Consider the following 24,558-nt stretch of genomic DNA (forward strand, 5'->3'; position numbering starts at 1 on the left):
ATTAATTGGTATATTTCGTTGGTTGATTAAATTTTTATGGAAATGTATAAGGCAGTAGCAGTATTGATCATTTTGATGTGGGTTTTTCCGATGTTTATGTCAGCTCAGGAGAAGGAATACAATGTAGAAACCGAGAGTGTTTCTGAGTATGTCGACAAAATTCTGAACGGACCAATCACCAAAGAAGGCCTGCAAAAAATGCCTTATAAGATATGGTTCAACACCAATTACAAAACCTACCTTGTAGATATCAATACACTCAAAAACATTAGAAAGAAAAATCTAAAAGGAGTTGAAATCAAAGTCTTTATGGGCACCTGGTGTCACGATAGCAATCGCGAAATCCCAAGACTGATGAGGGTATGTGAAGAACTGGGCATCTATGATAAGCTTGAATTGTATGGCGTAGATGTGAATAAGAAAAGCAGGCTGAACACAGAAGAAGGCTGGGATATAAGAAAAACTCCGACCATCATTTTTTTACGCAATGGAGAAGAAATAGGCAGGATATTGGAAGAACCTGAAATATCTTTCGAACACTCCATGGAGCTAATCTTTAATCAATAATGCTAGAGAACCAAAAAGACCTCTTTAACCTTCCTGACGACATCACTTATTTAAATTGCAGCTACATGTCTCCCATGCTAAAAAGCGTGGCAGAAGTGGGTGTAAGATGTCTTTACGGAAAGGACGATCCTACTTCTGTAAAACCGGAAGACTTCTTCAAAAACACTTCAGCATTGAGAAGTGAGTTTGCCAGACTCATTAATGCAGACAAAGAACAAGACTGTGCTATTATACCTTCTGTTTCCTATGGGTTGGCGAATGTGGCCAAAAACCTGAAAGCGGGTAAAGGCGATAATATCGTCATCGCTGGTGAACAGTTTCCGAGCAACGTGTATGCCTGGAAAGAGTTAGAGAATGAAAGAGGCATTACTCTGAAACTGGTCGCTCCTCCTCATATTCAGGAAGGTCGTGGAAAGGCCTGGAATGAACTGTTACTGGAAAGCATTGACTCCAATACGAAGATGGTAGCCACCGGTCATGTACACTGGACAGATGGTACCCGATTCGACCTGAAAGCCATCAGAGAAAGAGCCGATGAAGTGGGAGCAATTCTGGTGATTGACGGTACGCAGTCCATCGGAGCCCTCCCATTCGATGTGAAGGAATTCAAGCCGGATGCAGTAGTGGCGGCTGGTTATAAATGGCTCATGGGCCCTTATGCTTCCGGTATTGCTTACTATGGCGAGTATTTCCAAAATGGGAGTCCTATAGAAAACAACTGGATGAACAGACTTCATAGTGAGGATTTTCGAAATCTTATCAATTATCAGGATGAGTACCAGCCAGGATCAATTCGCTATGAAGTAGGTGAAAGTGCCAACTTCATTCAAACACCCATGTTGACCAGAGCTATCCGGCAAATCAATGAATGGGGGCCTCAAAATATACAAGCCTATTGCAAAAAGCTCACCGCACCCTATCTGAAAGAATTAATGGAAATGGGAGTTCAAATTGAAGATGAAGCCTATAGAGGTGAACATTTATTTGGCCTTCGATTACCCAAACATATGGATATGGAAACAGTCAGGTTAAAATTCGAGTCGAATAAAATCTTTGTTTCCATCAGGGGTAACTCTATCAGAATCGCACCTCATCTTTATAATGGCACTGAAGACTTTCAGCGCCTACTCAATAGCTTTAAGAACTAGTCAAAGATGCTCAATAAAGTCGTAGCTCTGTTTTTTATCAGAACCTTACTCGGCATCATTTTTTTAATGCAGGGTTACGGAAAAGTATTCAACTGGGGTATCAGCAACATATATGACAATATGTTCAAAGGTTATGAAGAACAGCTACCGAAATTCATGGTTCAGTTAACGGCTTACTTTACATCATATACCGAACTCATTGGAGGGTTACTGCTCATACTAGGCTTATTTAGAAATTATACACTTTATGCATTGGCAGCAGTTCTACTCATCGTTTCATTCGGTCATGGACTTGCTACTCCAATTTGGAACCTGAGTGATGTCCTTTTCAGGTCCATCTTGTTAACAGGAATTTTACTTTTGCCTCAAGAGTGGGACATGTGGTCACTAGATCGCCTGAGAGACAAAAAGAACAAGTAATTTATAGTGTCAAAATTTATTTGTTGACACATACTTTTTTCAATCATTCAATCTCCGTAGTTTTGTCCGGCAAATAAAATCAAGTATTTATTTGCTATGCCACTCGATACAGACAAATTCCTCTTTGAAGCGCTTACCTATGACGATGTGCTTCTTCTACCGGATTATTCCGAAGTTTTACCCAGAAATACAGTAACCAAGACACAGCTAACCAGAAATATTCAATTGAATATTCCTTTGGTTTCTGCTGCCATGGACACTGTCACCGAATACAAGCTGGCCATTGCCATGGCGCTTGAAGGAGGTTTGGGATTCATTCACAAAAACATGAGTGTAGAACAGCAGGCCCTTCAGGTAAGAAAGGTTAAGCGTTCACAAAGTGGGATGATCCTCGATCCAATTACATTGAACGTAGAGAGCACTGCACGCGAGGCAGAGAGCATTATGCGTGAAAACAAGATTGGTGGTATCCCAGTGGTCGACAATGACAAAAACCTGGTGGGTATTGTTACCAATCGCGACATGCGTTTTATCAAGGACATGACCACTCCTGTAAGAACGATTATGACACAGGAAAACCTGATCACCGCCAAAATGGGAATCAGTCTCGATGAAGCCGAGGGTGTTTTAGAGGAATACAAAATCGAAAAACTGCCAATCATTGATGAGAAAGGCAAGCTGACAGGTCTGATCACTTATAAGGACATTCTTAAAAACAGAAACCGTCCAAATGCCTGTAAAGATGGCTATGGCAGACTTAGAGTAGGCGCAGCGGTTGGCGTTACCCCTGATATTGAGGATAGAATTCAGGCATTGGTCAACGCGGGTGTGGATGTTGTAAGTATCGACACCGCTCATGGCCATTCCAAAGGGGTAATCGACACGGCAAAGAGAATCAAAAAGGCTTACGGAGATCTTGATGTAATCGTAGGAAATATTGCCACCGCAGATGCTGCCAAAGCATTGGTAGATGCCGGAGCTGATGCAGTTAAAGTAGGAGTTGGCCCGGGAAGTATTTGTACCACTCGTGTTATTGCCGGTGTTGGAATGCCTCAGCTTTCTGCAGTATATGAATCGGCCAAGGCTATAGTTGGTAGTGGCGTCCCTGTAATCGCTGATGGCGGTATTCGTTACTCCGGAGATGTAGTGAAGGCCATTGCTGCCGGTGCCAGCACAGTAATGATTGGTTCGCTGTTAGCAGGAACAGAAGAGGCTCCGGGAGAGGTAATCCTCTATGAAGGAAGAAAATTCAAATCTTACAGAGGTATGGGTTCCGTTGAGGCCATGGAAGATGGCTCAAAAGACCGTTACTTCCAGGATGCGGAAGATGATATTAAGAAACTGGTACCTGAAGGTATTGTAGGTCGTGTACCATACAAAGGCCTGGTTCAAGAGGTATTGTATCAAATTGTTGGCGGCCTGCAGGCTGGTATGGGTTACTGTGGCGCTGCCGATATTGAGGCTATGCAAAAAGCCCGCTTTGTGAAAATCACTGGTGCAGGTGTGAGAGAAAGTCACCCTCATGATATCTTCATCACCAGAGAGGCTCCAAACTATAGCAGATAAAAGAATTTAACTGATTGAGTTATTCAAGAAGCCAGTCCTCACCGGACTGGCTTCTTTTTTTAACCCGGACTATTTCATCTGGCTCTGTAGCCAAACTTAGATAAGAAAGTCGGTTAAAAGCATTATTCTGGATTCTCACATAACAGAGAATGAACCACAACGAAAAAAGCCACTCCTTGCGAAGTGGCTTTTTCTAATGTCTAATATCTGACGTCTGATATCTCCTAACCTTGTTGAGCAGTAGCCTCTGCTTTAGCAGCAGCTTTTGCTCTGGCCGATGCCTGCTCTCTTTCGGCAGCAGCACCGAGTGATTTCTTAGTCAAGTCAACTACTGTTGGAGTTGCAATGAATACTGATGAGTAGGTACCCACTATAATACCAATAAACAGGGCAAATGAGAAACCTCTCAATACTTCACCACCAAAGATCAATAGAATCAATACCACAATCAGAGTGGTTAATGAAGTAATCAATGTACGGCTCACTGTGGAATTGATTGAAAGGTTGAAAGTACCGATCAAGTCTTTAGATCCTTTCATTTGGAGTGTCTCACGAATACGGTCAAATACTACCACGGTATCGTTTATGGAGTAACCTATGATGGTCAGCAATGCAGCAATAAATACCTGATCGATTTCGAATGAGATACCAAACCAGCCTGCAATGGCAAAAGCCGACATCACAATGAATGCATCGTGAACTAGAGCCACAATAGCACCAAGTGAGAACTGCCATCTTCTAAACCTGATAAGGATGTAGATAAATATGGCCAGGATAGATAAACCGAATGCTTCGTAAGAAGACTTCTTGATATCATCGGCAATAGTAGCACCTACTTTAGATGAAGCTACAATAGTAAACTGACCATCACCCAGCTCAACTGTACCATCGATGAAGGTCTTACCAGTGGCCTGAGCTAAACCAGAAGTCAAAGCATCTTTTACTTCCTGATCAGCTTCAGTAGACTCTTCATCTACCAGATAAGAGGTAGTGATTTTAAGTACGTTACTCGCATCATACTCTTTCACTTCAACACCATCTTCAGTAAATACACCAGTTGAAAGTGCAGTCTTAATATCAGAAGCCACCATTGGCTGATCGAATTCAACCACATAAGAGCGACCTCCTTTAAAGTCAACACCCAATCTCAAACCATTAGTGCTTAGTGCAGCAATACCGATAACAATCACGATAGAAGAAATCATGTAGGCCATTCTTCTCTTGCCAAGGAAATCGATATTGATGTTGCTCAACAAACCTTTAGATACCGGAGTCTCGAAAGAGATTTTGCTCTCATTACCCTTCTTGGTCATCCAGGTCACAATTACTCTGGTAATGAATACTGCAGAGAAGAATGAACAGATAATACCAATCATTAAGGTTACGGCAAATCCTTTAACAGGACCCTGACCCAAGGCATAAAGTATAATACCTGTTAACAAAGTAGTTACGTTGGCATCTATAATTGAACTGTAAGCTTTCTGATAACCAGAGCTAATGGCTTGTACCAATGGTACATCGTTTCTTAGTTCTTCCCTGATTCTTTCAAAGATCAGTACGTTGGCATCAATAGACATACCAATAGTCAGTACAATACCAGCAATACCCGGTAGCGTAAGGGCAGCACCAAGGTTAGCCAGAATACCGAGAATGAAGAAGATGTTGAACAGTAGGGCTACGTTAGCTACCAAACCACCTTTGGCGTAGTAAAAAATCATAAAGATTACTACAATCAAAAGACCAGCTACGATAGAAGTCACCCCTTGCCTTTGTGCTTCAATACCCAAAGTAGGGCCAACTACAGCTTCTTCAACAATTCTTGTAGGAGCAGGAAGTGAACCAGCCTTAAGGATATTGGCTAAATCTTCTGCCTCTTCCTGAGTAAAGTTACCGGCAATAGATGAGCTTCCGCTAGGGATTTCACCTTCTACTACCGGAGCAGTGTATACATAATTATCAAGTACAATAGCGATTCTTCTACCAATATTCTGAGCAGTAAGGTTTTTCCATTTCTTGGCACCCACAGTGTTCATCTGCATGCTCACTGCATTTCTTGCTCTATCGTCTAGTGTTTGTCTGGCATCAGTTACCACTTCACCTGTCAATGGAGCCTCACCTCTGCTCACTTTAATAGGGAACAGCTGAAGAATCTCAGTATCAGGCATTGGCTTAACTGACCATTTGAAGTCAAGGTTGGCAGGAATCAATCTCTGTATTCTTTCATTCTTCAACATTCTGTTGATCAATGAAGTATCGGCCAGGTTATAGTAGAACCCGCTATATTGTGTTTGTTGCTGAAGAGCGAAGAATTGAGAAACACCAGAGTCGGTATCAAGGCTGGTTGAATCTGCAGCAGCTGTATCAGCACCTTGCTCCATTTGCGCCTCTAATGAGTTTGAAGGTTGCTCTTCACCCGTAGTGGCAGCAATCTCAGTGCTTAGGTTGGTATTGCTGTTTCTTTGTTGTCTTTCAATTCTCAATAGCTCATCATTCATAGCGCTAAGCGTAGAATTGATCTCACCGTCTTCATATACTTCCCAGAACTCGAGCTTGGCTACACCCTGAAGCAGTTTTCTAACCCTGGCAGGGTTATCAACGCCTGGTAATTCAATCTGAATTCTACCTGTACCCTGAAGTCTCTGAATATTAGGCTGAGAAGTACCGAAACGGTCAACTCTGGTTCTTAGAATCTGGAAGGCTCTGTCGATTGCCTGATCAACCTCTCCTTCAATGACAGACATCACTTCTGCATTGGTAGATTCGAAGCTGATTCTGCCACGGTTAGCAGCATTGGCAAATACTCTGCTCAGCTTTCCTCCGGGATTTACTTCATCCCAGGCTGACTCAAACAATTGAGTATAGGCAGCCTGGCTGTTACGCTGACGCTCAGAAGCCAGTTCCAAAGCACGTAAGAAGTCGGCATTTTGGCTGTTACCCGAAAGTCCCTTGATAATTTCTACAGGAGAAACTTCAAGTGTAACGTGCATTCCACCCTGAAGGTCAAGTCCAAGATTCAGCTCAATTTCTTTAATGTCTTTGTAGGTAAATTCGGCACCCAGGATATTGAGCACCGGCTCCATCCAGATTGAATCCAGATAGGCCTGCTTTTTCTGCTGGTCAATTACACCAGCATCATCCTTCGCATATTCAATAGCATCCGCTTGAATACCTCTTGAGAAGAATGTAATTGACAGATAATACACGCATAATGCGGTGATGATAACTGTCAAGAAAACAATTGTATTCTTATTTTTCATTTCAATAAAGTGTTGTTAGCAAAAATTAGGGTAATTCATGTAAGGAGCTGATATGCTCCCGTAATCCGAAAACAGTAAACCTAACTAGGGTGCGTTAGGTGATATTATCTGCCGGAAAAGGGTTTTATAGTAGGGTGAATCACATAGCGGAACATCCACCTCAGGATGTTGCTCATCTACCTCTGATTCAAAGTTAATTTCAGCTAATAGGATAGCCTGGAAAGGCTCTATTGAAATGCTACTAATAGGAAGTAATGCCTGATAAGAGAGTTCATAGCTAACATCTTCCTGTGAAGAATCCTGATCGGCTTGTTCCTGCTGATCTTTAACCTCCTCGCACTGAACGGTAATTACTTCCTGCGCAATTACGAAAACGGCCACAAAAAGCCCCAGGAGGAACACGAGTCCCTGCTTGAGTTTTTTCATATGGTCAATGTTTTTCATAATGCGGTGACAAATGTAGCAATAGATGTGAGAAAATCAGCTTTTCACCGGAATTTTCGACTGGATAACCGCTCTCATTACATCTAATGCTTTTTCAAAACCGGTATTATTCGGAATAATCAGGTCTGCGTTCTCCTTGTAGGGTGCAATATATTTTTGGAAGGATGGCATGATGTGGTTTTCGTACTTGTATAGCACATCATCGGCATCATAGCCTCGCTCTTCTCTGTCACGTTTCAGCCTTCTCTGCAACTTGATATAATCCTTGGCATCGATAAACACCTTCAGATCGATCAATTCAGAAATCTTCTTGTAATGAAAGATGAAAATACCCTCTACCAGAATAACAGGAGCAGGTCTCCTGATGATCTTCTTGGGCACCACATTCGGGTTGTTAAAGGTATATTCCTCCTTTTCAATCTCTTTGCCCTCGCTAAGTGACTTCAGGTCACTGGCAAAATGTTCGTAGTCTATGGATTCGGGCCTGTCGAAATTATGCTGACCGTTTTTATCGACCAGCTGGAATTCTCGGGGCATGTAGTAATCATCCTGAGAAATACAGGTTACCGATTTGGCATCAAACTCTTTACGGAGTTGATTGAGGAATAGAGTCTTTCCAGAACCACTTCCACCAGTAATTCCAATGACGTACGGTTTTTCCATTCTGCAAATTTAGAAAGGCAAATGAATTATAGAGAGGATTTTATGAATTGTACGAGCTTTTCGAGTGCTCTTTTTCTATGGCTTATCGTATTCTTAATTTCCGAAGAAAGTTCTGCAAAGGTTTGGTCATAACCATCGGGAATAAAGATAGGGTCGTAACCAAAGCCATCGGCACCAGACATATCATCAGCAATCTGACCATCCACTATTCCTTCGAATTGATTTATTCGACCTTCCTGGTCGATGTAAGTCATCACGGCTCTGAAACGGGCCTTCCGGTTCGATTCACCCTTAAGTTCATCCAACACCTTAGACATATTGGCCACGGCATCTCTCGATCCGGAATAATAGGCTGTATGTACTCCGGGGCGGCCGTCAAGGGCTAGTACCTCGAGTCCTGAATCGTCTGAAAAAACAGGAGTATGATACCGATCGAAAATGTACTGGGCTTTCTCCAGAGAGTTTTCTTCCAGTGTTTCGTGCGTTTCGGGTATATCTCCACTAAAGCCGATATCAGAAAGGGATAGCAGTTCAATGCTATCCCCTACAATTTCCTTAACCTCCTTTAGCTTATGAGCATTATTGGTGGTAAAACAGATATTCATTTTGAGTCAGATTATCGGATGTCTGTCACATCGACATCGAATAATAAAACAGAGTTAGGAGGAATATTGCCTTGTCTTCTGGTACCATAACCATATTTAGAAGGGATGAATAGGGTCGCGCTGGCCCCTTTATTCAATTCCTTGAACGCAATTTCCCATCCCTGAATCACATCACCTGCACCGATCACAAAATCGAAAACACCTCTACCTACTGAAGTATCGAACTCGGTTCCATCGAGGAGGTAGCCTCTGTAATGCGTAAAAACTGAGCTGGCAAATTCGGCATTGGGACCTGATCCAGGCTGAGTAAGCACATAATAAATACCCAGGTCTCCGATTTCTTCGCCCTGAATATTATTATCCGCCATGTAATCCAGAATTAATTGTCTGTCGATGGCCAATTGCTCAGCTTCATCAAATACGCTTTCCGTGTCACAACTTGCCAGAATGGCAACCATCAGCACAAACAATAACTTTATTCTCTTCATTGGTTAAAAATCAACAACTTCAATATCAAACATCAACACGGAATTAGGTGGGATTGGACCTCCATTATTTCTGGCACCGTACCCTAAGCCTGAAGGGATAAAGAGCTTCGCTTTACCTCCTTTATCTACTTGGGGAATACCCAGATCCCAACCTCTGATTACTTCTCCTCTACCTAAGGTAAACTCATACGGAGCATAATCACGATTCGGGTTATAGAGGTTATTTTCCTTAGCCAGCGCTTCGTTGCTGGTATCAATCAGTGTACCATCTAATAGTCTCACCGCATAGTTAACCTTTACAAGGTCTCCCTCTTTTGGATATTCACCATTTCCGTTTTCCAAAGTTACAACGGCAATACCGTCTTCTGTAGTTTGAGCTTCTAAATTATTGTTAACAAGATAGTCTTCAATAATTGTCTGATCCTTCTCCAGTTGCTCGTTCTGAATTCTTTCAACAACTACTCTTTCGTTCTCGATTTCTCTGACTCGAATGTTCCAATTCACCACTTTAGCACTATCGGCCGGGGTAAAAGGACGTCCTGTCATAGCAGCATATTCTGAGTACTTCATCTGAATTTGTGCACTGTCTCCCTCATTACATTGAAGGAAGGCTTCCTGAAGGTTCGGTGGCAAACCGGTGAAAGGATTCATATAGTATCCCAATTCGTCTCCTGAATCATAAAGAACAGAATCTGAATCGCCTAAGGTGTGAGTCATGATAAGATTCATCACATCTCCCATTTGAGCAGCAGTAGTATCTCCTGCTTCCAGTTTTCTGAACTTCAGACCAGATTCTAATTCAATGAATTCCGGGCTTTGATTACAACCTGCAATGGCAGCCACAAGTAGGCCTGCACCAATTATATTTCTATACTTTCTCATACTTTCTTTGATTCCTCCTCCAGCTGAGCAGCATACTCAGGAAGGATGCTTTTGAATAACTTAATGGTTTCATCCAGGCTCAGATTGACTCTGCCACCGGCAGCGTTCTTATGCCCTCCACCATCGAAAAATCTGGCGGCAATCTCATTGGCAGGAAAATCACCAATTGATCTTAGTGAAATTTTCACCTTGCCTTCTGATTCTTTAAATAAGCCTGCCAGAGTAATACCTTCTATAGACAGGGCATAATTAACCAAGCCTTCTGTATCGCCAGTCTTTGTCTCATAACGGGCCAGCTCCTCTTCAGTAATCGCAAAGAAAGCTACCCTATATTCCGGAATGACTTCCAGTATTTCACTCAACGCATAGCCAAGAAATCTCAGCCGGTTCAGTGAATTCTTGTCGTAAATATTTTTGGAAACCTTGCTGTTATCAGCCCCTTTCTCAATAAGTTGAGCAACCACCTCATGTACATTCTTGGTGGTATTGGGATGACGAAAACCTCCGGTATCAGTCATGATTCCAGCATAAAGGCATTCGGCAATATCCTGGTCAATCAAATCTTCGTGACCGAGATTCACAATCAGATCATAACAGAGTTCACAGGTAGCCGCTGCTTCTGTACTCCAATAGCTGAAATCTGCAAAGTCTTCCGGGTTCAGGTGGTGATCAACGTTCACCTTAAAGCCTTTGGCAGCTCGAACCATTTCACCCAACTCATTGATTCTACTGAGTACTGAAAAGTCCAGGGCAAAGATAATGTCGGCTTCATTGACCCACTGTTCGCAATCTTCGGCTTTTTCATGGGTGAAGATTTTCACCTGATCATTGCCTTTCATCCAGTGTAAAAACTCCGGATAATCTGAGGGAGTAATTACAGTTACCTGGTGTCCGAGCTTCTCCAGATAATTCGCCATTCCCAAAGATGAGCCAAGCGCATCAGCATCCGGCTTATCGTGAGTAGTGATAACGATTCGAGAGGGGTTTGCGAGTTTTTCCTGTAGTAGTCTGATCTCTTGCATGCAATCAATAACCCAATGGGTATTTGAAAGGAGGGCAAATTTGACAAGAATAGTTTTACTAAACAATGCTAGCCCTTGATTATCTGATTATTAAGAATTTAAAAGAAATGAGGCTGAAGGGGTTAAATCAAAATTATCTTCTATTTTTGCGACCGAATTTTGAAACGCAACTATTGATAATAAAGTAAAATGGCGGGAAACAGAACATTTACAATGATTAAACCTGATGCGGTAGCTGATGGTAACATGGGAGCAATTTTGAAAATGATTGAGGACGCTGGCTTCAAAATCATTTCTATGAAATACACCAGACTTACTGCTGAATTGGCCGGTAAGTTCTATGAAGTACACAAAGAAAGACCTTTCTACGGTGAGTTGGTAGACTATATGTCTTCCGGACCAATCGTAGCTGCTATTCTTGAGAAAGACAATGCAGTAGAAGATTTCAGAACTCTGATCGGTGCTACTAATCCTGCAGATGCTGCAGAAGGTACTATCCGTAAACTGTATGCTAAGTCAATTGGCGAAAATGCAGTACACGGTTCAGATTCTGACGAGAATGCTCAGATTGAAGGTAATTTCTACTTCAGCCAATTCGAGAGATTCTAAATAGGATTGAGTAATAAGAAATTCAAAAGCGCTTTGACTTAGGTCAGAGCGCTTTTATTTTTTCCACCAGCGTGGAATTAAAAACACACCAATCAATAGATAGGGGTAGTAAGTTGAAAAACGCCAAAGCATACTGGATACGAAAGTATAACTCCCCGCAAAATCACGATAGAAGACCGGATAGATGAACTCTGCGGTCCCGGCATTTCCCGGTGATGGAGACACCAGCATAACCACCCACATGGTAATATGCCTGCCAATCATTAAAAGTTGATCCCCCGATTCTATTCCAGCAAAGCCATTCACCCAAATATTGACCATGGCGAATTTGAAGATCCAGACCATATAGGTAATAGCCAATAATTTAAGCCAGTAGAGAGCTGACTGGCCTTTCAGGACCTGTGAGGCCAGAATCAATTCATCACTCTGCTTCATGACCTGAGCTTTCCAACGGCTAAGCATTTTTATTCCCATCAACCCCGACATCAACTTCCTTATGGTTTTGGGAAATAACAGCAATGCCGAAAGCATAAATGAAGTGTATACCACAATAGAAGAATAACTAAGCCAGAACACATGAGAGAGGCTTTCTTCAAAAATACTTGTCCCGGCAGGTACCTCTGGCAACACGGCCCCACCACTCCACCAAATCGCCAAAGGAGAAGAGGTAAGCAGAAACAAATTATCGAGTATAGCCAATAGCAGGGTATAAGCCAGTGCTTTCCCAAAGGGTTGTCCTTCCTTATATATAATGAAAACCAATACGGCCGCTGCTCCGATGATCGGTGGAGTCACTGCAATGGCAAACTCCCAGAGTAAGATGATTCTAAAAGCATGAGCTACACCCATTTCATTATGGGATATACTCCTTACACGCCAGGCATTCAAACTATCTTTAATGGCAGCCACCAAAAATATTATCAGAAGAAAGGGCAGGTAAAAGTCTGAAAGGAGATGAAGTGTCTCTAAAGAAAGCTGATCATCGCGATAAGCCATGTAAAAAATCAGAGAGAGTCCAATGACAACAGGCAACCAAACGCTTCGAGGATTGAGTACTTTCAGCGCTTTCTTATTTTCCATAGCTAGGGTTGTTCTACCAGATCTTCTTCAATTTTTTCGATCCAGAAGTTATTGAAGCCCTCACCCAAATGCATGGTAATAAGACGCATTTGAAGCAAGTCGAGGATAGACAAAAAGTTAAAGATGACGGCAATCTTATTGGGTTCGAATTCTATCAGCTGTTCGAAAGACAAGCGCGGCTTGTCTTCCAGCTTATTCATAATAAAATCTCTTTGCTTAGAAATGGTATATGGATATTGGACCACTTCATGTTTTGGCTTGTTCTGCTCGTATTCATAACGTTCCATTACACGCTGGAACACTTTAACCAGTTTATACAGGTCTATATCCTGAAGCTCTGACTCGACATTATTGCCCTCTGCCAGCTTCTTCAATTCCTTCACAATATTACCCCGCGATTCCTTCTGCGATCGGTTGAACTCCATTTTACCCAGCTCTTCAACCACCGACTTGTACTTCTTGTACTCCAGCAGGTGTTTCACTAACTCTTCCCGAGGGTCAATTTCATTCCCCTCTTCATCGAGCACAGGCCTTGGCAAAAGCATTTTCGCCTTAATACGCATCAACGTAGCAGCTACCAAAATAAACTCACTGGCCACTTCGACATTCATTTCCTCTAAATGATGGAGATAGTCGAGAAAGTCTTTCGTGATTGTATGAATTGGAATATCGTGTATATCAAGCTCATCGCGCTGAATGAAGAACAGCAGCAAATCGAAGGGACCCTCAAAAAGTGGCAGCTTGATTTCGAAGCTCACGGTTACAAATTGTTTTGAATCAAATATATAGAGATTGAAAGAACTGAGGCTTTCATGCAAAAATTATTTTTAATTTTGCCACGAACTAGAATCTGTGACAAACATTTGAACCGTATGTTTGTTCACTAGACATCCAAATGAAAAAATGTTGATCAAGCCCGGACCTTTACTCTCTAAAATCAACTGTCCAGACGATCTAAAGAAATTAGATCAGACACAGCTGGTACAAATCTGTGACGAACTGAGACAGTATATTGTTGATAACGTATCGGTCTATGGCGGACATTTTGGAGCAAGTCTGGGTGTAGTAGAACTAACCGTGGCGATTCACTACATCTTCAATACTCCAACTGATCAACTGGTATGGGACGTAGGGCATCAGGCATATGGTCATAAAATCTTGACCGGTCGCAGAGACAGTTTCCACACCAACAGACTCTATAAAGGCATTTCAGGCTTTCCGAAGAGAAAAGAAAGTGAATACGATACCTTCGGTGTCGGCCACTCTTCTACTTCTATTTCAGGCGCCTTGGGTATGGCCATTGCCAACCAGTATAAAAAAGATGACAGACAGCACATTGCGGTAATTGGAGATGGTGCAATGACGGGTGGACTCGCCTTTGAGGGAATGAACCATGCCGGAGCTACCAATGCCAACCTGCTGATCATTTTGAATGATAACTGCATGTCGATTGACCCGAACGTGGGTGCACTTAAGGATTATCTGACTGATGTCACTACTTCAGGAACTTATAACAGGGTTAAGGATGATGTCTGGAAATTATTAAGCAAGTTTTCCAAGTTTGGAAAAAGTGCTCAAGACGTTATTTCAAAGGTTGAGCATTCGATCAAGGCCATGCTGCTCAAGCAGAGTAACCTCTTTGAATCTCTGAATTTGAGATATTTTGGCCCGGTAGATGGACATGATGTTCATCACCTGACCCATGTACTCAATGATCTTAAAAATATACCCGGTCCAAAAATCCTTCATTGTGTAACTGTAAAAGGTAAAGGATACAAACCTGCTGAAGAAGGAAATGCTACTAAATGGCATGCTCCTGGCAAATTTGACAAGGTTACCGGAGAGGTATTCAAGAAGATTAATGACAAACCAGAACCACCAAAATATCAGGATGTATTTGGTCATACCCTAGTGGAACTGGCCGAGAAGAACGACAAAATCATGGGGGTAACACCTGCCATGCCTTCTGGTTCTTCTATGAATATTATGATGAAGGCAATGCCGGAAAGAGCATTCGATGTGGGTATAGCTGAACAACATGCTGTGACTTTCTCCGCTGGCCTGGCAACTCAGGGCCTTATACCTTTCTGTAATATCTACAGTACATTCATGCAAAGGGCTTATGACCAGGTAATCCATGACGTATGTATTCAGGACCTGGCCGTAAACTTCTGCCTAGACCGTGCAGGTTTCGCAGGAGCTGATGGCCCGACTCACCATGGCGCCTATGATGTGGCCTACATGCGGTGTATACCTAATATGATTCTGGCAGCTCCAATGAATGAAGCTGAATTAAGAAATCTGATGTATACTTCTCAATTACCAAGAGATGGGCAGGCATTTACAATTCGTTATCCTCGTGGTCAGGGTGTAATGCCTGAATGGCGTACACAGATGGAAAAAGTGACCATTGGTACAGGCAGAAAAATAGCTGATGGCGAGGATTTAGCAATTCTTACATTAGGCCACATTGGTAACTATGTAATCGAAGCACGCGAATCAATGAATCAGGCGGGTATTAATCCGGCTCATTACGACATGCGCTTTGTAAAGCCATTAGATGAAGAATTACTGCATGATATCTTCAGAAACTTCAAGAAGGTAATTACAGTCGAAGATGGCTGTGTTACTGGTGGTTTCGGAAGTGCTGTACTGGAATTCATGGCAGCTAATAATTATTCTGCACAGGTGAAGATTCTGGGTATTCCTGACAAAATCGTGGAGCATGGTACACAGCTGGAACTGCATGCTGAATGTGGTTTCGATCCGGCTGGCATTGCCAACACTGCAAAACAAATGTTAGGGGTAAAAGTGTCTTCCCCTTATGCCAGCAATTAATTTCAGAGTTCAGGGTCAGGGAATACCTGTTATTCTCATTCACGGGTTTTGTGAAAACCTGACTATGTGGAATAATATCGCTGCTCCACTATCAGAACATTATCAAATCTATTCCATTGACCTCCCGGGGTTTGGCAAATCTGAATTGCCAACAAACAACATCTCCCTCGAGCTGGTGGCTGAGATACTCAAAGATTGGGCTATTGCTCAGGGTATTGATGAAGCCGTTTGGATAGGGCATTCTCTGGGGGGATATGTTGGGCTGGCACTAGCCGACCTATTCCCTGAAACCATCAAGGGCTTTGGACTCATTCACTCAACAGCATTTGCAGACACTATCGAAGGAAAGGAGAACCGTAACAGGGTGATGGAGTTTATCCTCAAACATGGTCACCAAAAATGGATAGAGACCTTCGCTCCCAGTTTATTTGCCAGGGATAATCTGAATCATTGTCAAGAAGCTGTTGAAGCCATCAGACAAATGGGCCTAAATACTTCTCAGGAGTCAATATTGGCTTACACAAAAGCTATGCGCGACAGGCCAGACAGGTTCAACGTCTGGAAAAACATCATGGCTCATTGCCTTTTTGTGGGTGGAACAGAGGACATCCGAATCGGGCCAGAGATTTCCGAAGAACATATTTATGGCAGGGAAACTGTTGACGGATATATATTACAGGGTATTGGTCATATGGGCATGTTCGAGGACAGAAATCAATTTCAGGTAATTTTGGAGAATTATTTAGGTAAAATTTCCTAAACCTAAAATGATTTTGTAACTTATGGTATGGGCAGTGAATATACCATACCAGACATACCCCAATCAGTAGCTGAAGAAGCCTTTGTAGCTTATTTAGTAAGCACCACCATAGATTCCAATTTCGTGCCCTTAATTAAGAACTTTACTACCCTCAGTGATGAGGTTATCTCAGACTGTCTGAACATTAACGTTAAAACCTACCGCAGTTACAGAGACAAAACGGTAGAACTCAAGCCAATTCAACAAGAACATACCCTGGCCATACTATCGGTATTGCAACATGGTATTAGAGTTTTTGGCAATAAAGAAAAGCTCACCGAATGGTTAGAAAAACCCAATTTCTTTTTTGACAACCGCCCCCCTTTAGATTTTCTCAAAACTATATCGGGTATTCAGTTTATAGACCACAAACTGAGCGCTATTGAATCCGGAGATACTATCTAAATATGCTGGCCTACAGAATCTGTAAGGAAGAGTACTCAACTGAATTAAAAGCTTCTGGTAGGATCAATCGCTGGAACAAGGAAGGTGAATTTGTGATTTATGCTGCTGAATCGCGAGCACTTTGTGCCCTTGAACTATTGGCTCATACCAATGGAGTTACCCCTCAAGGCAATTATAAGGTAATGGTTATTGATATTTCCGAGCCTACGATCGAGGAGGTTAGCATGGATGCACTCCCCTCCAATTGGAAATCCATTAAGTCATATCCTGCTCTTCAACGAATAGGCTCACATTGGTATCATAAACAGAGTAGCCTTATTTTGAAAGTCCCTTCTGTATTAGTCGCGCAGGAATACAACTACGTCATCAATGTTAAGCACTCTCATTTTAATCAATTGAAAATTGCAGCCTTAGAAACTTTCTTTTGGGATGAGAGGCTTTGACTAGTTCTGACTTAAGACATGAGACAATTCTCTTTTGGTTACAACCCCTGCTTTCTGCCAGACAATTTTTCCACTCTTAAAGAGAATTAACGTAGGAATACTTCTCACCCCGAACCTTTGAGCTATAGGCTGGTTTTTATCAACATCCACTTTAATAATTTTCACCCTGCCATCTGTTTCCTGAGCTACTTCTTTTAAAACGGGTGCCATCATTTGACAAGGTCCACACCAATCAGCATAAAAATCTACCAGCACTGGTGTTTCCTGATCTACTAAAGCATCGAATTTTCCTTTCATACCCTTAAATTAATCAAATGAAAAACAGCTTCATCCTTTTAATTGTTCCTAACTGCAAGTGATCAGTCTCTAGCCATATGCATCAATACGACTTTACTGAGCCTTTAAGTTTCCTGGCCCTAACGGGACTCATGTTCCTGATAGTGGTTTTCCGTTATACACTGGTGGCAGGCATATTCTATGTGGTGTTTTATGTGATAGATCCTGAATCAACACGCAGTAGAAAAATTTTCAGTTCTGGTTCATCCAAAGAGCAATTCCGAAAGGAAATCTTCTGGTCTACATTCACATCAATGCTCTTTGCTCTGGCAGGTGCCGGCATGGTAGTGATGTGGCAGAAAGGCTACACGGCCATTTATGACGACATGGATCAATTCAGCTGGTGGTGGGTACCGGTGAGCTTTCTCATTGCGGCCTTTATTCATGAGACTTATTACTATTGGCTTCATCGCTGGATGCACCGACCCAGTGTCTATCGCCTCATCCATAAAACGCATCACGACAGCCATATAACTTCTCCATGGACCAGTTTCTCTTTTCACCCGGGTGAAGGCGTTTTGCAGTCTTTGATTATCCCGGTCATTATACTCTTTCTTCCAATGCACTATTGGACCATTGTCGCCCTGCTCACTTTTATGACTATCACCAGTGCGATTAACCACTCCAATGTTGAGATTTACCCTAAGGGTTTTCACAAACACTGGCTAGGCCGTTGGTTGATAGGGGCGACACATCACAGCCTCCACCATACACAGTACAGGTATAATTTTGGACTGTATTTTACTTTCTGGGATAAGTTAATGAAAACGGAAAGTGAGAAGTATGCTCCTAATTTTGAGAAGCATACTTCCTGAATATCTTATTCGTATCTCAGGCTATCAACAGGGTTGGCTCTTGCCGCTCTTAAAGTCTGGAAGCTTACCGTGAATAAGGCTATCAGCAGAACCAAAACTGCAGGAATCAGGAAGATATACCAGGCCAAATTAATTCTGAAGGCAAAACCATTCAGCCATTGATCCATTCCATAATAGGCCACAGGAATGGCCAGAATGACGGCAATCAGAATCAGCTTCAGGAAATCTGTAGACAGTAGCTGTAAAATACTGGCGATAGAAGCTCCTAGCACCTTACGAATTCCAATCTCCTTAATTCTGGTGGTGGTCATGAATGCAGCCAGACCAAATAAGCCTAAGCAAGCCACAAAAATCGCGAGACCTGAGAAAATACTAAACACCGCTCCGAATTGCTGATCTGCTTTATATTGCTCATTGAAACGATCATCGAGGAAGAAATACTCAAATGGATTTCCCGGAAAGAACCGAGCCCACTGTTCTTGCGCCAGACTCACCACCTGTTGCGTATTGGCTGAATTATACTTAATAGAATAATAGCCGGTCGCATCAGGGATCATTCTGAATATCAATTGATCATAATCTTCTTTAAGAGAAGTATGGTGGTAGTCTTCCAAGACACCAACAATGGTATATATCTGTCCCCAGAAATTGACTCTTGTATTCAAAGCTTCTTCAGGATCTCTAAAGCCCATCTGTTCAACGGCTGATCTCGTGAATAAAATCTTAGACTCTTCATCTCCGAAACTTCTATCAAAGCTTCTACCTGCGATTAACTCAAGGTCATAGGTTTCCACAAAATCATATCCGATACCAATAACCCTGTACTGCTTGCCTTCGGTATCTGGCTCCCCTTCCTTTCTAATTCCTCCGGCATTCCAGAACACATTCCTTCCCGGTACTCCTGTACTCACTACTACATTTTCAACATTGGCATTGGACTTCATCATATCTCCAAAAGCGGTCAACTTTTCCTGATAGGTAGAATCGAGCACGTTGGGACCGTTGATCACGAGGGTCTGGTTGATATCTACTCCGAGATCCTGATTTCGCATAAAAGTGATTTGCTCATATACCGTATAGGTCCCAATAATTAACCCAACAGAAGCCATAAACTGGAATACCACCAATCCTTTCCGCAACCAGGTTCCACCGGTATTAGACAATTTGCTGCCTTTCAATGAATCTATTGGCTTGAAAGAAGATAGTACCAGAGCCGGGTAAAGTCCGGAAAGAAAAGTACCAGCCAGAAACAATGTTGCGAGCCCAATCCAAAAACCCTGCTCCGTAAACAGCGCCATGGTCATAGGCTGATCTGCTAGTTGAGCGAAAGCCGGCATCACTAACATAACTATACAGAAGGCCAGTAATACAGCAAAGAAATTGATAATAAGGCTCTCTGTCAGAAACTGCCTGATCAATTGTCCACGAAGTGAGCCCAGCACTTTTCTGAGACCAACCTCTCTGGCCCTCTCCATAGATTTGGCAGTCGCCAGGTTGATATAGTTAACCCAGGCAATGACTATAATGAAAAATGAAATTCCCAGCAGTGCATAAACGGCATCACCATCGCCATTGACTTCCGCCTCTCCCATAAAATTGGAGTAGAGGTGAATATCACCCAGAGGCTGGAGTTCAAAATCCATCCAGGATTCGTTCTCTCTCATTTCTTCCCCCCATTGTTGCTCAACCAGATCATCTACCTTCTTGGCAAAGGCCTTTGCATCTACACCTTCTTTCAACATGATGTAATTGAAATATCCATCCCAGTACCAAACCCTGTTCGCATCCTGGGCAAACTCTCCCTGAGCAATTGTACTCCAGGAAGCTAGTATGTCATATTTGAAATGGGTGTTCTGAGGAACATCCTCAAAAACGGCCGTCACTTTAATCAATCTATCCCGGTTGAAGTAAAGGTCTTCACCTACCACATCTTCCCGCCCGAAATACTTTTTAGCGGTACTTCTCGATAACGCCACTGAGCCTGGCTCTGTAAGGGCCGTTTCCTTGTCACCGTATAATATTTGAGTGTGGAAGAGATCGAATACTGAAGGGTTAGCAAAATAAACTTTGTTCTCCCGGAACTCTATGTCTCCTTTGGAGAACACTCCCCCTGTCTGATTCAGTCTAGCATAAGCCTCAACATCGGCCAGATGCTCTTTGGTTAAATGACCAATTGAGACTACTCCTGCCGCCCACTCTGTGCTAAGCTCTCCTTTTTCATAGCGATTCGTTTTGAGCCTGTAAACCCTATCTTTTTTGGGATTAAAGTCTTCATAGCTGAGCTCATAATTGACGTATTGCATAATGAGCAAACTTGCAGCAATACCCAGTGCAAGACCGGTGATATTAATCAAAGAAAATGCACGATTTTTCTGTAGCGAGCGGAATGCTACTTTTAAATAGTTTTTGACCATGGTGATTTGAGTTAGTTAACCTGATTTCTGTATATACTGAAGCTAAGACGAAACGATTCGCAAAAACTTACACTAGTGACCGACATAATCGAAAAAGGTTGCACTCAGCACCATTCCTTTTTCAGATGCCTGGGTATTCTGGAATTGAACTTTAAGAAGGAAGGAAAACACAGAAGGCTATAAAATAAAAGAGTCACTCCCGTTGGAGCGACTCCCTTTCACCTAAACACCTGGGTAACTAACTACTCATAGTGAACCTTTCGGTTCCTACACCCAGACTTATCTTTAATGCTTTCGCGAATTGTCTTAATGTAAGAGGCTTTTGGCCTCAGATGAAATCAAAGTTAGTAGGATTTTTTATTAAATAAAATTTAACAAACTAATAATTGCAAAAAGTTATAGTGGACACTATTCACAAGCAAAATTTGCTTCACATACATTTTTTTGTTGTTTACAACAATTTAGTATTTAATGCAGATATTCTTTTTTTCTGTGAAAAAGTCCAGCGCATCCCATCCTCCTTCTCTACCGGCACCACTGTTTTTCACTCCCCCGAAAGGAGTTCTCAAATCCCTGAATAACCAACAATTCACCCATACAATACCACTATGCAAATCGCGGGAAATTCTGTTGGCTCGGTTCAGGTTAGATGTCCAAACCGTAGCAGAGAGACCATAATCTGTAGAATTGGCCATTTCTAAGACATCGTCTTCTGTGTCGAAGGGAGTAAGTGTAACAACAGGACCGAAAATTTCTTCCTGATTGGTTCTGCAATCATATGCCAGTCCTTCAAAAACAGCTGGCTGCAAATAGAACCCTTGTGAGCATTCGCCTTCCACTTCTACTATTTGGCCTCCACATAATAATCTTCCTCCTTCTTCTTGAGCTATTTTAACATAGGACATGACCTTTTCCAGATGCTGAGCAGAAACCAATGCTCCTACCTGAGTACTGTCATCATAGGGAGAACCTATCTTTAGTTTCGAGGCCTTTTCAACAAATGCATCTCTGAATTGCTCATAGATAGGTCGTTCAATAAATATTCTGGATCCACATAAACAGATTTGGCCTTGATTAGCAAAGCTGGATTGTAACGAGGTTTTTAATGCCTTATCAAAATCACAATCAGCAAAAATGATATTCGGATTCTTTCCACCCAGTTCGAGAGACAGTTTCTTAAACATGGGTGCTGCTGTGGCTGCAATCTGCTTCCCTGTCTTGGTTCCTCCAGTAAATGAAATGGCCTGCGTATCATTATGCTCAACAACGGCCTGCCCCACTTTCGGGCCTAATCCATGAACAATATTCAGAACTCCTTTTGGTAAACCGGCCTCAATACAAAGCTTTGAAAAGAGGTAGGCCGTCATTGGAGTAATTTCAGATGGCTTAGCCACCACTGTATTTCCGGAAGCTAAAGCCGGAGCAATTTTCCAGGTGAACAAATACAAGGGTAAATTCCATGGCGAAATACATCCCACCACACCAAGTGGAGACTTGACCGTAACATTGATCGCTTCATCATCCGTTTGATGGGCCTCAGAAGACTCATGAAGAATGGCCGTAGCAAAAAACCTCATATTAGCCGAGGCTCTGGGAATATCTACTGCTCTGGCCAACTTGATCGGCTTTCCATTGTCTTTTGACTCAGCCATTGCCAACTCTTCCAGGTTCTGGTCGATTAGGTCAGCCACTTTGAGCATCAGTTTAGATCTCTCAGCCCTCGATGTCTTCGACCAAACGGGAAATGCTGCCTGAGCAGCCTTCACTGCTAAATCGACATCAGCAGCTTCTGAATCAGGAATCTCCCCATATACTTTTCCCGTAGCCGGCTCAACATTTTCCAGGTATTTACCTGATTGTGGTGCTATGAGTTCTCCACCTATATAATTTAAAATCCTTTCCATAGACTAAAGACAACCTGTTCTGCCACCATCTACAGGAATATTGACTCCATTGATATAGCCTGCCGATGGTGAAGCTAAAAATGCCGCGGCAGCGGCCACCTCACTGGCATCAGCAAAGCGTCTGGCAGGAATCTCTGACTTCATTTCTTCCTCCATTTCAGCAATTGTTTTTCCACTCTTATTGGCTTTATTCTCAATTATGGAGCTGAGCCTTTGTGTGGAGGTAGCACCGGGAAGCACATTATTCACGGTAATCCCAAAAGGCCCCAGTTCATTCGCCAATGTTTTAGACCAATTCGCCACTGCTCCTCTGATGGTATTCGAAACGCCTAGTCCAGGAATTGGCATTTTCACCGAGGTAGAAATGACATTGATAATTCTCCCATAGCCAGATTCTTTCATTGCCGGCACACATGCCTGAGCAAGGATCTGATTACAAATAAGGTGCTGATTGAAAGCAATTCTAAAAGCCTCTAATTCAGCATCAATCGCCTGGCCACCAGGAGGGCCTCCGGTGTTGTTGATCAGTATCTGATATTGGTTACCTGCAGCAATATGCGCATCGATGATTGACTTGACTTCATTAGGTTTGGCAAAGTCAGCGACTAAGACCTGATGCTGCTGACCTGAAGCATGAAAAAGCTGCTCTTTTACCTTATTCAACTTTTCTTCATTCCTGGAACAGAGCGTAATACTACATCCGAGGTTGGCCAGCTCTTCAGCAATGGCTTTACCGATTCCTTGTGTACTGCCGCAAACCAGTGCCGACTTTCCTTTTAAGTTTAAATCCATAGGTTTTGGGGTTCAGGTAAAGTTATGAAAATCACATTTAGGCTTCAGATGAAATTTGGTAAATTCGGGCACACCAAATGGAAATCACATGTCGATACGCAGACCATTTAACCTGACACAGTGGATAGAAGACAACCGTGACTTACTCAAACCACCAGTAGGTAACAAAAACCTCTATCCGGAAGGCACAGATTACATTGTGATGATTGTTGCCGGACCTAATGCCCGTAAAGACTACCATTACAATGAAACGGAGGAGTTATTTTATCAGCTGGAGGGTAATATTACCGTGCGGATTCAGGAAGATGGTCAGGCTGTAGATATTCCTCTTGGTCCGGGAGACATGTACCTCCATCCGCCTAAAGTACCGCACTCACCTATGCGAAGTGAGGGCTCCCTGGGTTTGGTGATTGAACGGGTAAGACAACCTGAGCACAAAGATGGTCTGATGTGGTTTTGCGATAATTGCAATGAGAAACTTCATGACACTTATTTCCCATTAACGAATATTGAAAAAGACTTTCTTCCAAGATTCAAGGAATTTTATAACTCCGAAGAACTCAGAACCTGTAAGAGCTGTGGTCATGTGATGGAAACCGATCCACGCTTTGTAGGGTAATTGGGGAACCAGTGAATTAGGTAATCAGGAAACTGGTGAACTAAAAAGTAAACACATGAAGCTTGAAGAGTTAAATATTTACAAAAGCGCAGATATGATATCTGACAAAATCTGGGGAATCGTAGAAGAGTGGGATTACTACAGAAAAGACACTCTGGGCAAGCAACTAGTCAGAGCTGCTGATTCTATTAGTGCCAATATTGCTGAAGGATACGGAAGATACTTTTTTAAGGAAAATCGAAATTTTTGCTATTATTCCAGAGGTTCATTGCTGGAAACCAAGAATTGGCTAGGTAAGGCATACAGAAGAAATCTCATAAAGAGCGATTTTTATTTCTCGATGATTAAAGAACTGGAGGATCTTCATAAATCACTCAATGGATATATAAAATACATTACGGATCAGAGCAAAATTCAAAAAGACTAATTTACCAATTACCCA

At 42.4% G+C, this 24,558-nt stretch carries 25 protein-coding genes; 12 read left to right on the forward strand and 13 right to left on the reverse strand.

The features are described 5' to 3' along the window. Positions 1-42 precede the first annotated feature (42 nt). The 4 genes from ACOOEY_RS08010 to guaB all read left to right on the forward strand — a co-directional run bounded on the left by ACOOEY_RS08010 (position 43) and on the right by guaB (position 3,701). Entirely contained in the window at positions 43-567 is a 525-nt protein-coding gene (locus ACOOEY_RS08010; RefSeq protein WP_420388145.1) for a thioredoxin family protein, read from the forward strand. Continuing rightward, positions 567-1,715, forward strand: coding sequence for an aminotransferase class V-fold PLP-dependent enzyme (locus ACOOEY_RS08015; RefSeq protein WP_420388146.1), 1,149 nt, complete (start codon positions 567-569; stop codon positions 1,713-1,715). The genes ACOOEY_RS08010 and ACOOEY_RS08015 overlap by 1 nt, the downstream gene beginning before the upstream one ends. A 6-nt stretch (positions 1,716-1,721) precedes the next feature. Further along, a complete protein-coding gene (locus tag ACOOEY_RS08020; protein ID WP_420388147.1) occupies positions 1,722-2,135 on the forward strand; it encodes a DoxX family membrane protein in 414 nt (137 codons plus the stop codon). A gap of 96 nt (positions 2,136-2,231) precedes the next feature. Then, positions 2,232-3,701, forward strand: coding sequence for an IMP dehydrogenase (gene guaB / locus ACOOEY_RS08025; RefSeq protein ID WP_420388148.1), 1,470 nt, complete (start codon positions 2,232-2,234; stop codon positions 3,699-3,701). A gap of 224 nt (positions 3,702-3,925) precedes the next feature. Here guaB and secDF read toward each other — a convergent pair whose 3' ends face one another. The 7 genes from secDF to ACOOEY_RS08060 all read right to left on the reverse strand — a co-directional run bounded on the left by secDF (position 3,926) and on the right by ACOOEY_RS08060 (position 11,062). After that, complete coding sequence (gene secDF / locus ACOOEY_RS08030) at positions 3,926-6,958, reverse strand: protein translocase subunit SecDF (RefSeq protein WP_420388149.1); 3,033 nt, start codon at positions 6,956-6,958, stop codon at positions 3,926-3,928. A gap of 84 nt (positions 6,959-7,042) precedes the next feature. Then, the gene (locus tag ACOOEY_RS08035) at positions 7,043-7,384 is read right to left on the reverse strand and encodes a hypothetical protein (protein ID WP_420388150.1); all 342 of its coding nucleotides are present in this window, start codon (positions 7,382-7,384) and stop codon (positions 7,043-7,045) included. A 54-nt stretch (positions 7,385-7,438) separates the two neighbouring features. Next, positions 7,439-8,065 carry a uridine kinase gene (gene udk, locus ACOOEY_RS08040; protein ID WP_420388151.1) on the reverse strand — a complete coding sequence of 209 codons (627 nt, stop codon included), beginning with the start codon at positions 8,063-8,065 and terminating at the stop codon, positions 7,439-7,441. Between the two features lie 26 nt (positions 8,066-8,091). After that, positions 8,092-8,670 carry an RdgB/HAM1 family non-canonical purine NTP pyrophosphatase gene (gene rdgB / locus ACOOEY_RS08045; protein WP_420388152.1) on the reverse strand — a complete coding sequence of 193 codons (579 nt, stop codon included), beginning with the start codon at positions 8,668-8,670 and terminating at the stop codon, positions 8,092-8,094. An 11-nt stretch (positions 8,671-8,681) separates the two neighbouring features. Next, the gene (locus ACOOEY_RS08050; protein WP_420388153.1) at positions 8,682-9,158 is read right to left on the reverse strand and encodes an FKBP-type peptidyl-prolyl cis-trans isomerase; all 477 of its coding nucleotides are present in this window, start codon (positions 9,156-9,158) and stop codon (positions 8,682-8,684) included. 3 nt (positions 9,159-9,161) lie between these two features. Beyond that, positions 9,162-10,040, reverse strand: a complete 879-nt coding sequence (locus tag ACOOEY_RS08055; protein WP_420388154.1) for an FKBP-type peptidyl-prolyl cis-trans isomerase — start codon at positions 10,038-10,040, stop codon at positions 9,162-9,164. Further along, positions 10,037-11,062, reverse strand: coding sequence for a DHH family phosphoesterase (locus ACOOEY_RS08060; RefSeq protein WP_420388155.1), 1,026 nt, complete (start codon positions 11,060-11,062; stop codon positions 10,037-10,039). The genes ACOOEY_RS08055 and ACOOEY_RS08060 overlap by 4 nt, the downstream gene beginning before the upstream one ends. 189 nt (positions 11,063-11,251) lie before the next feature. On the opposite strand from ACOOEY_RS08060, the gene ACOOEY_RS08065 reads away from it, so the two are divergent. Beyond that, positions 11,252-11,671, forward strand: a complete 420-nt coding sequence (locus ACOOEY_RS08065) for a nucleoside-diphosphate kinase (RefSeq protein ID WP_420388156.1) — start codon at positions 11,252-11,254, stop codon at positions 11,669-11,671. Between the two features lie 54 nt (positions 11,672-11,725). Here the strand turns inward: ACOOEY_RS08065 and ACOOEY_RS08070 are convergent, their stop codons facing one another. Then, a complete protein-coding gene (locus ACOOEY_RS08070; protein WP_420388157.1) occupies positions 11,726-12,751 on the reverse strand; it encodes a lysylphosphatidylglycerol synthase transmembrane domain-containing protein in 1,026 nt (341 codons plus the stop codon). A gap of 2 nt (positions 12,752-12,753) precedes the next feature. After that, positions 12,754-13,509 (reverse strand): segregation and condensation protein A, encoded by a 756-nt coding sequence (locus tag ACOOEY_RS08075; protein WP_420388158.1) that lies wholly within the window; start codon positions 13,507-13,509, stop codon positions 12,754-12,756. Positions 13,510-13,654: 145 nt separating this feature from the next. Between ACOOEY_RS08075 and dxs the strand changes: the two genes are divergently transcribed. The 4 genes from dxs to ACOOEY_RS08095 are packed head-to-tail and all read left to right on the forward strand — an operon-like array spanning position 13,655 to position 17,236. Then, positions 13,655-15,589, forward strand: coding sequence for a 1-deoxy-D-xylulose-5-phosphate synthase (dxs, locus tag ACOOEY_RS08080; RefSeq protein ID WP_420388159.1), 1,935 nt, complete (start codon positions 13,655-13,657; stop codon positions 15,587-15,589). Then, positions 15,576-16,349, forward strand: coding sequence for an alpha/beta fold hydrolase (locus ACOOEY_RS08085; RefSeq protein WP_420388160.1), 774 nt, complete (start codon positions 15,576-15,578; stop codon positions 16,347-16,349). Before dxs ends, ACOOEY_RS08085 begins: the two co-directional genes overlap by 14 nt. 27 nt (positions 16,350-16,376) lie before the next feature. After that, on the forward strand, positions 16,377-16,793 hold the full coding sequence (locus ACOOEY_RS08090; RefSeq protein WP_420388161.1) for an antitoxin Xre/MbcA/ParS toxin-binding domain-containing protein: 417 nt from the start codon (positions 16,377-16,379) through the stop codon (positions 16,791-16,793). Positions 16,794-16,795: 2 nt separating this feature from the next. After that, positions 16,796-17,236, forward strand: a complete 441-nt coding sequence (locus ACOOEY_RS08095) for an RES family NAD+ phosphorylase (protein WP_420388162.1) — start codon at positions 16,796-16,798, stop codon at positions 17,234-17,236. On the opposite strand, the gene trxA is transcribed toward ACOOEY_RS08095, so the two are convergent. Continuing rightward, positions 17,237-17,533, reverse strand: coding sequence for a thioredoxin (gene trxA, locus ACOOEY_RS08100; protein WP_420388163.1), 297 nt, complete (start codon positions 17,531-17,533; stop codon positions 17,237-17,239). 77 nt (positions 17,534-17,610) lie between these two features. Here trxA and ACOOEY_RS08105 point away from each other — a divergent pair, with 77 nt between their 5' ends. Further along, positions 17,611-18,387, forward strand: coding sequence for a sterol desaturase family protein (locus ACOOEY_RS08105; protein ID WP_420388164.1), 777 nt, complete (start codon positions 17,611-17,613; stop codon positions 18,385-18,387). A 5-nt stretch (positions 18,388-18,392) separates the two neighbouring features. On the opposite strand, the gene ACOOEY_RS08110 is transcribed toward ACOOEY_RS08105, so the two are convergent. The 3 genes from ACOOEY_RS08110 to ACOOEY_RS08120 form a co-directional block, all read right to left on the reverse strand. Continuing rightward, entirely contained in the window at positions 18,393-20,801 is a 2,409-nt protein-coding gene (locus ACOOEY_RS08110; protein ID WP_420388165.1) for an ABC transporter permease, read from the reverse strand. Positions 20,802-21,262: 461 nt separating this feature from the next. Beyond that, entirely contained in the window at positions 21,263-22,705 is a 1,443-nt protein-coding gene (locus tag ACOOEY_RS08115; protein ID WP_420388166.1) for an aldehyde dehydrogenase, read from the reverse strand. A 3-nt stretch (positions 22,706-22,708) separates the two neighbouring features. Further along, positions 22,709-23,497 carry an SDR family oxidoreductase gene (locus ACOOEY_RS08120; RefSeq protein WP_420388167.1) on the reverse strand — a complete coding sequence of 263 codons (789 nt, stop codon included), beginning with the start codon at positions 23,495-23,497 and terminating at the stop codon, positions 22,709-22,711. Positions 23,498-23,585: 88 nt separating this feature from the next. On the opposite strand from ACOOEY_RS08120, the gene ACOOEY_RS08125 reads away from it, so the two are divergent. Next, positions 23,586-24,116, forward strand: a complete 531-nt coding sequence (locus ACOOEY_RS08125; protein WP_420388168.1) for a 3-hydroxyanthranilate 3,4-dioxygenase — start codon at positions 23,586-23,588, stop codon at positions 24,114-24,116. A 55-nt stretch (positions 24,117-24,171) separates the two neighbouring features. Further along, a complete protein-coding gene (locus tag ACOOEY_RS08130; protein ID WP_420388169.1) occupies positions 24,172-24,543 on the forward strand; it encodes a four helix bundle protein in 372 nt (123 codons plus the stop codon). Positions 24,544-24,558 lie beyond the last annotated feature (15 nt).

This window comes from Roseivirga sp. (assembly GCF_965216855.1).
Taxonomy (GTDB): domain Bacteria; phylum Bacteroidota; class Bacteroidia; order Cytophagales; family Cyclobacteriaceae; genus Roseivirga.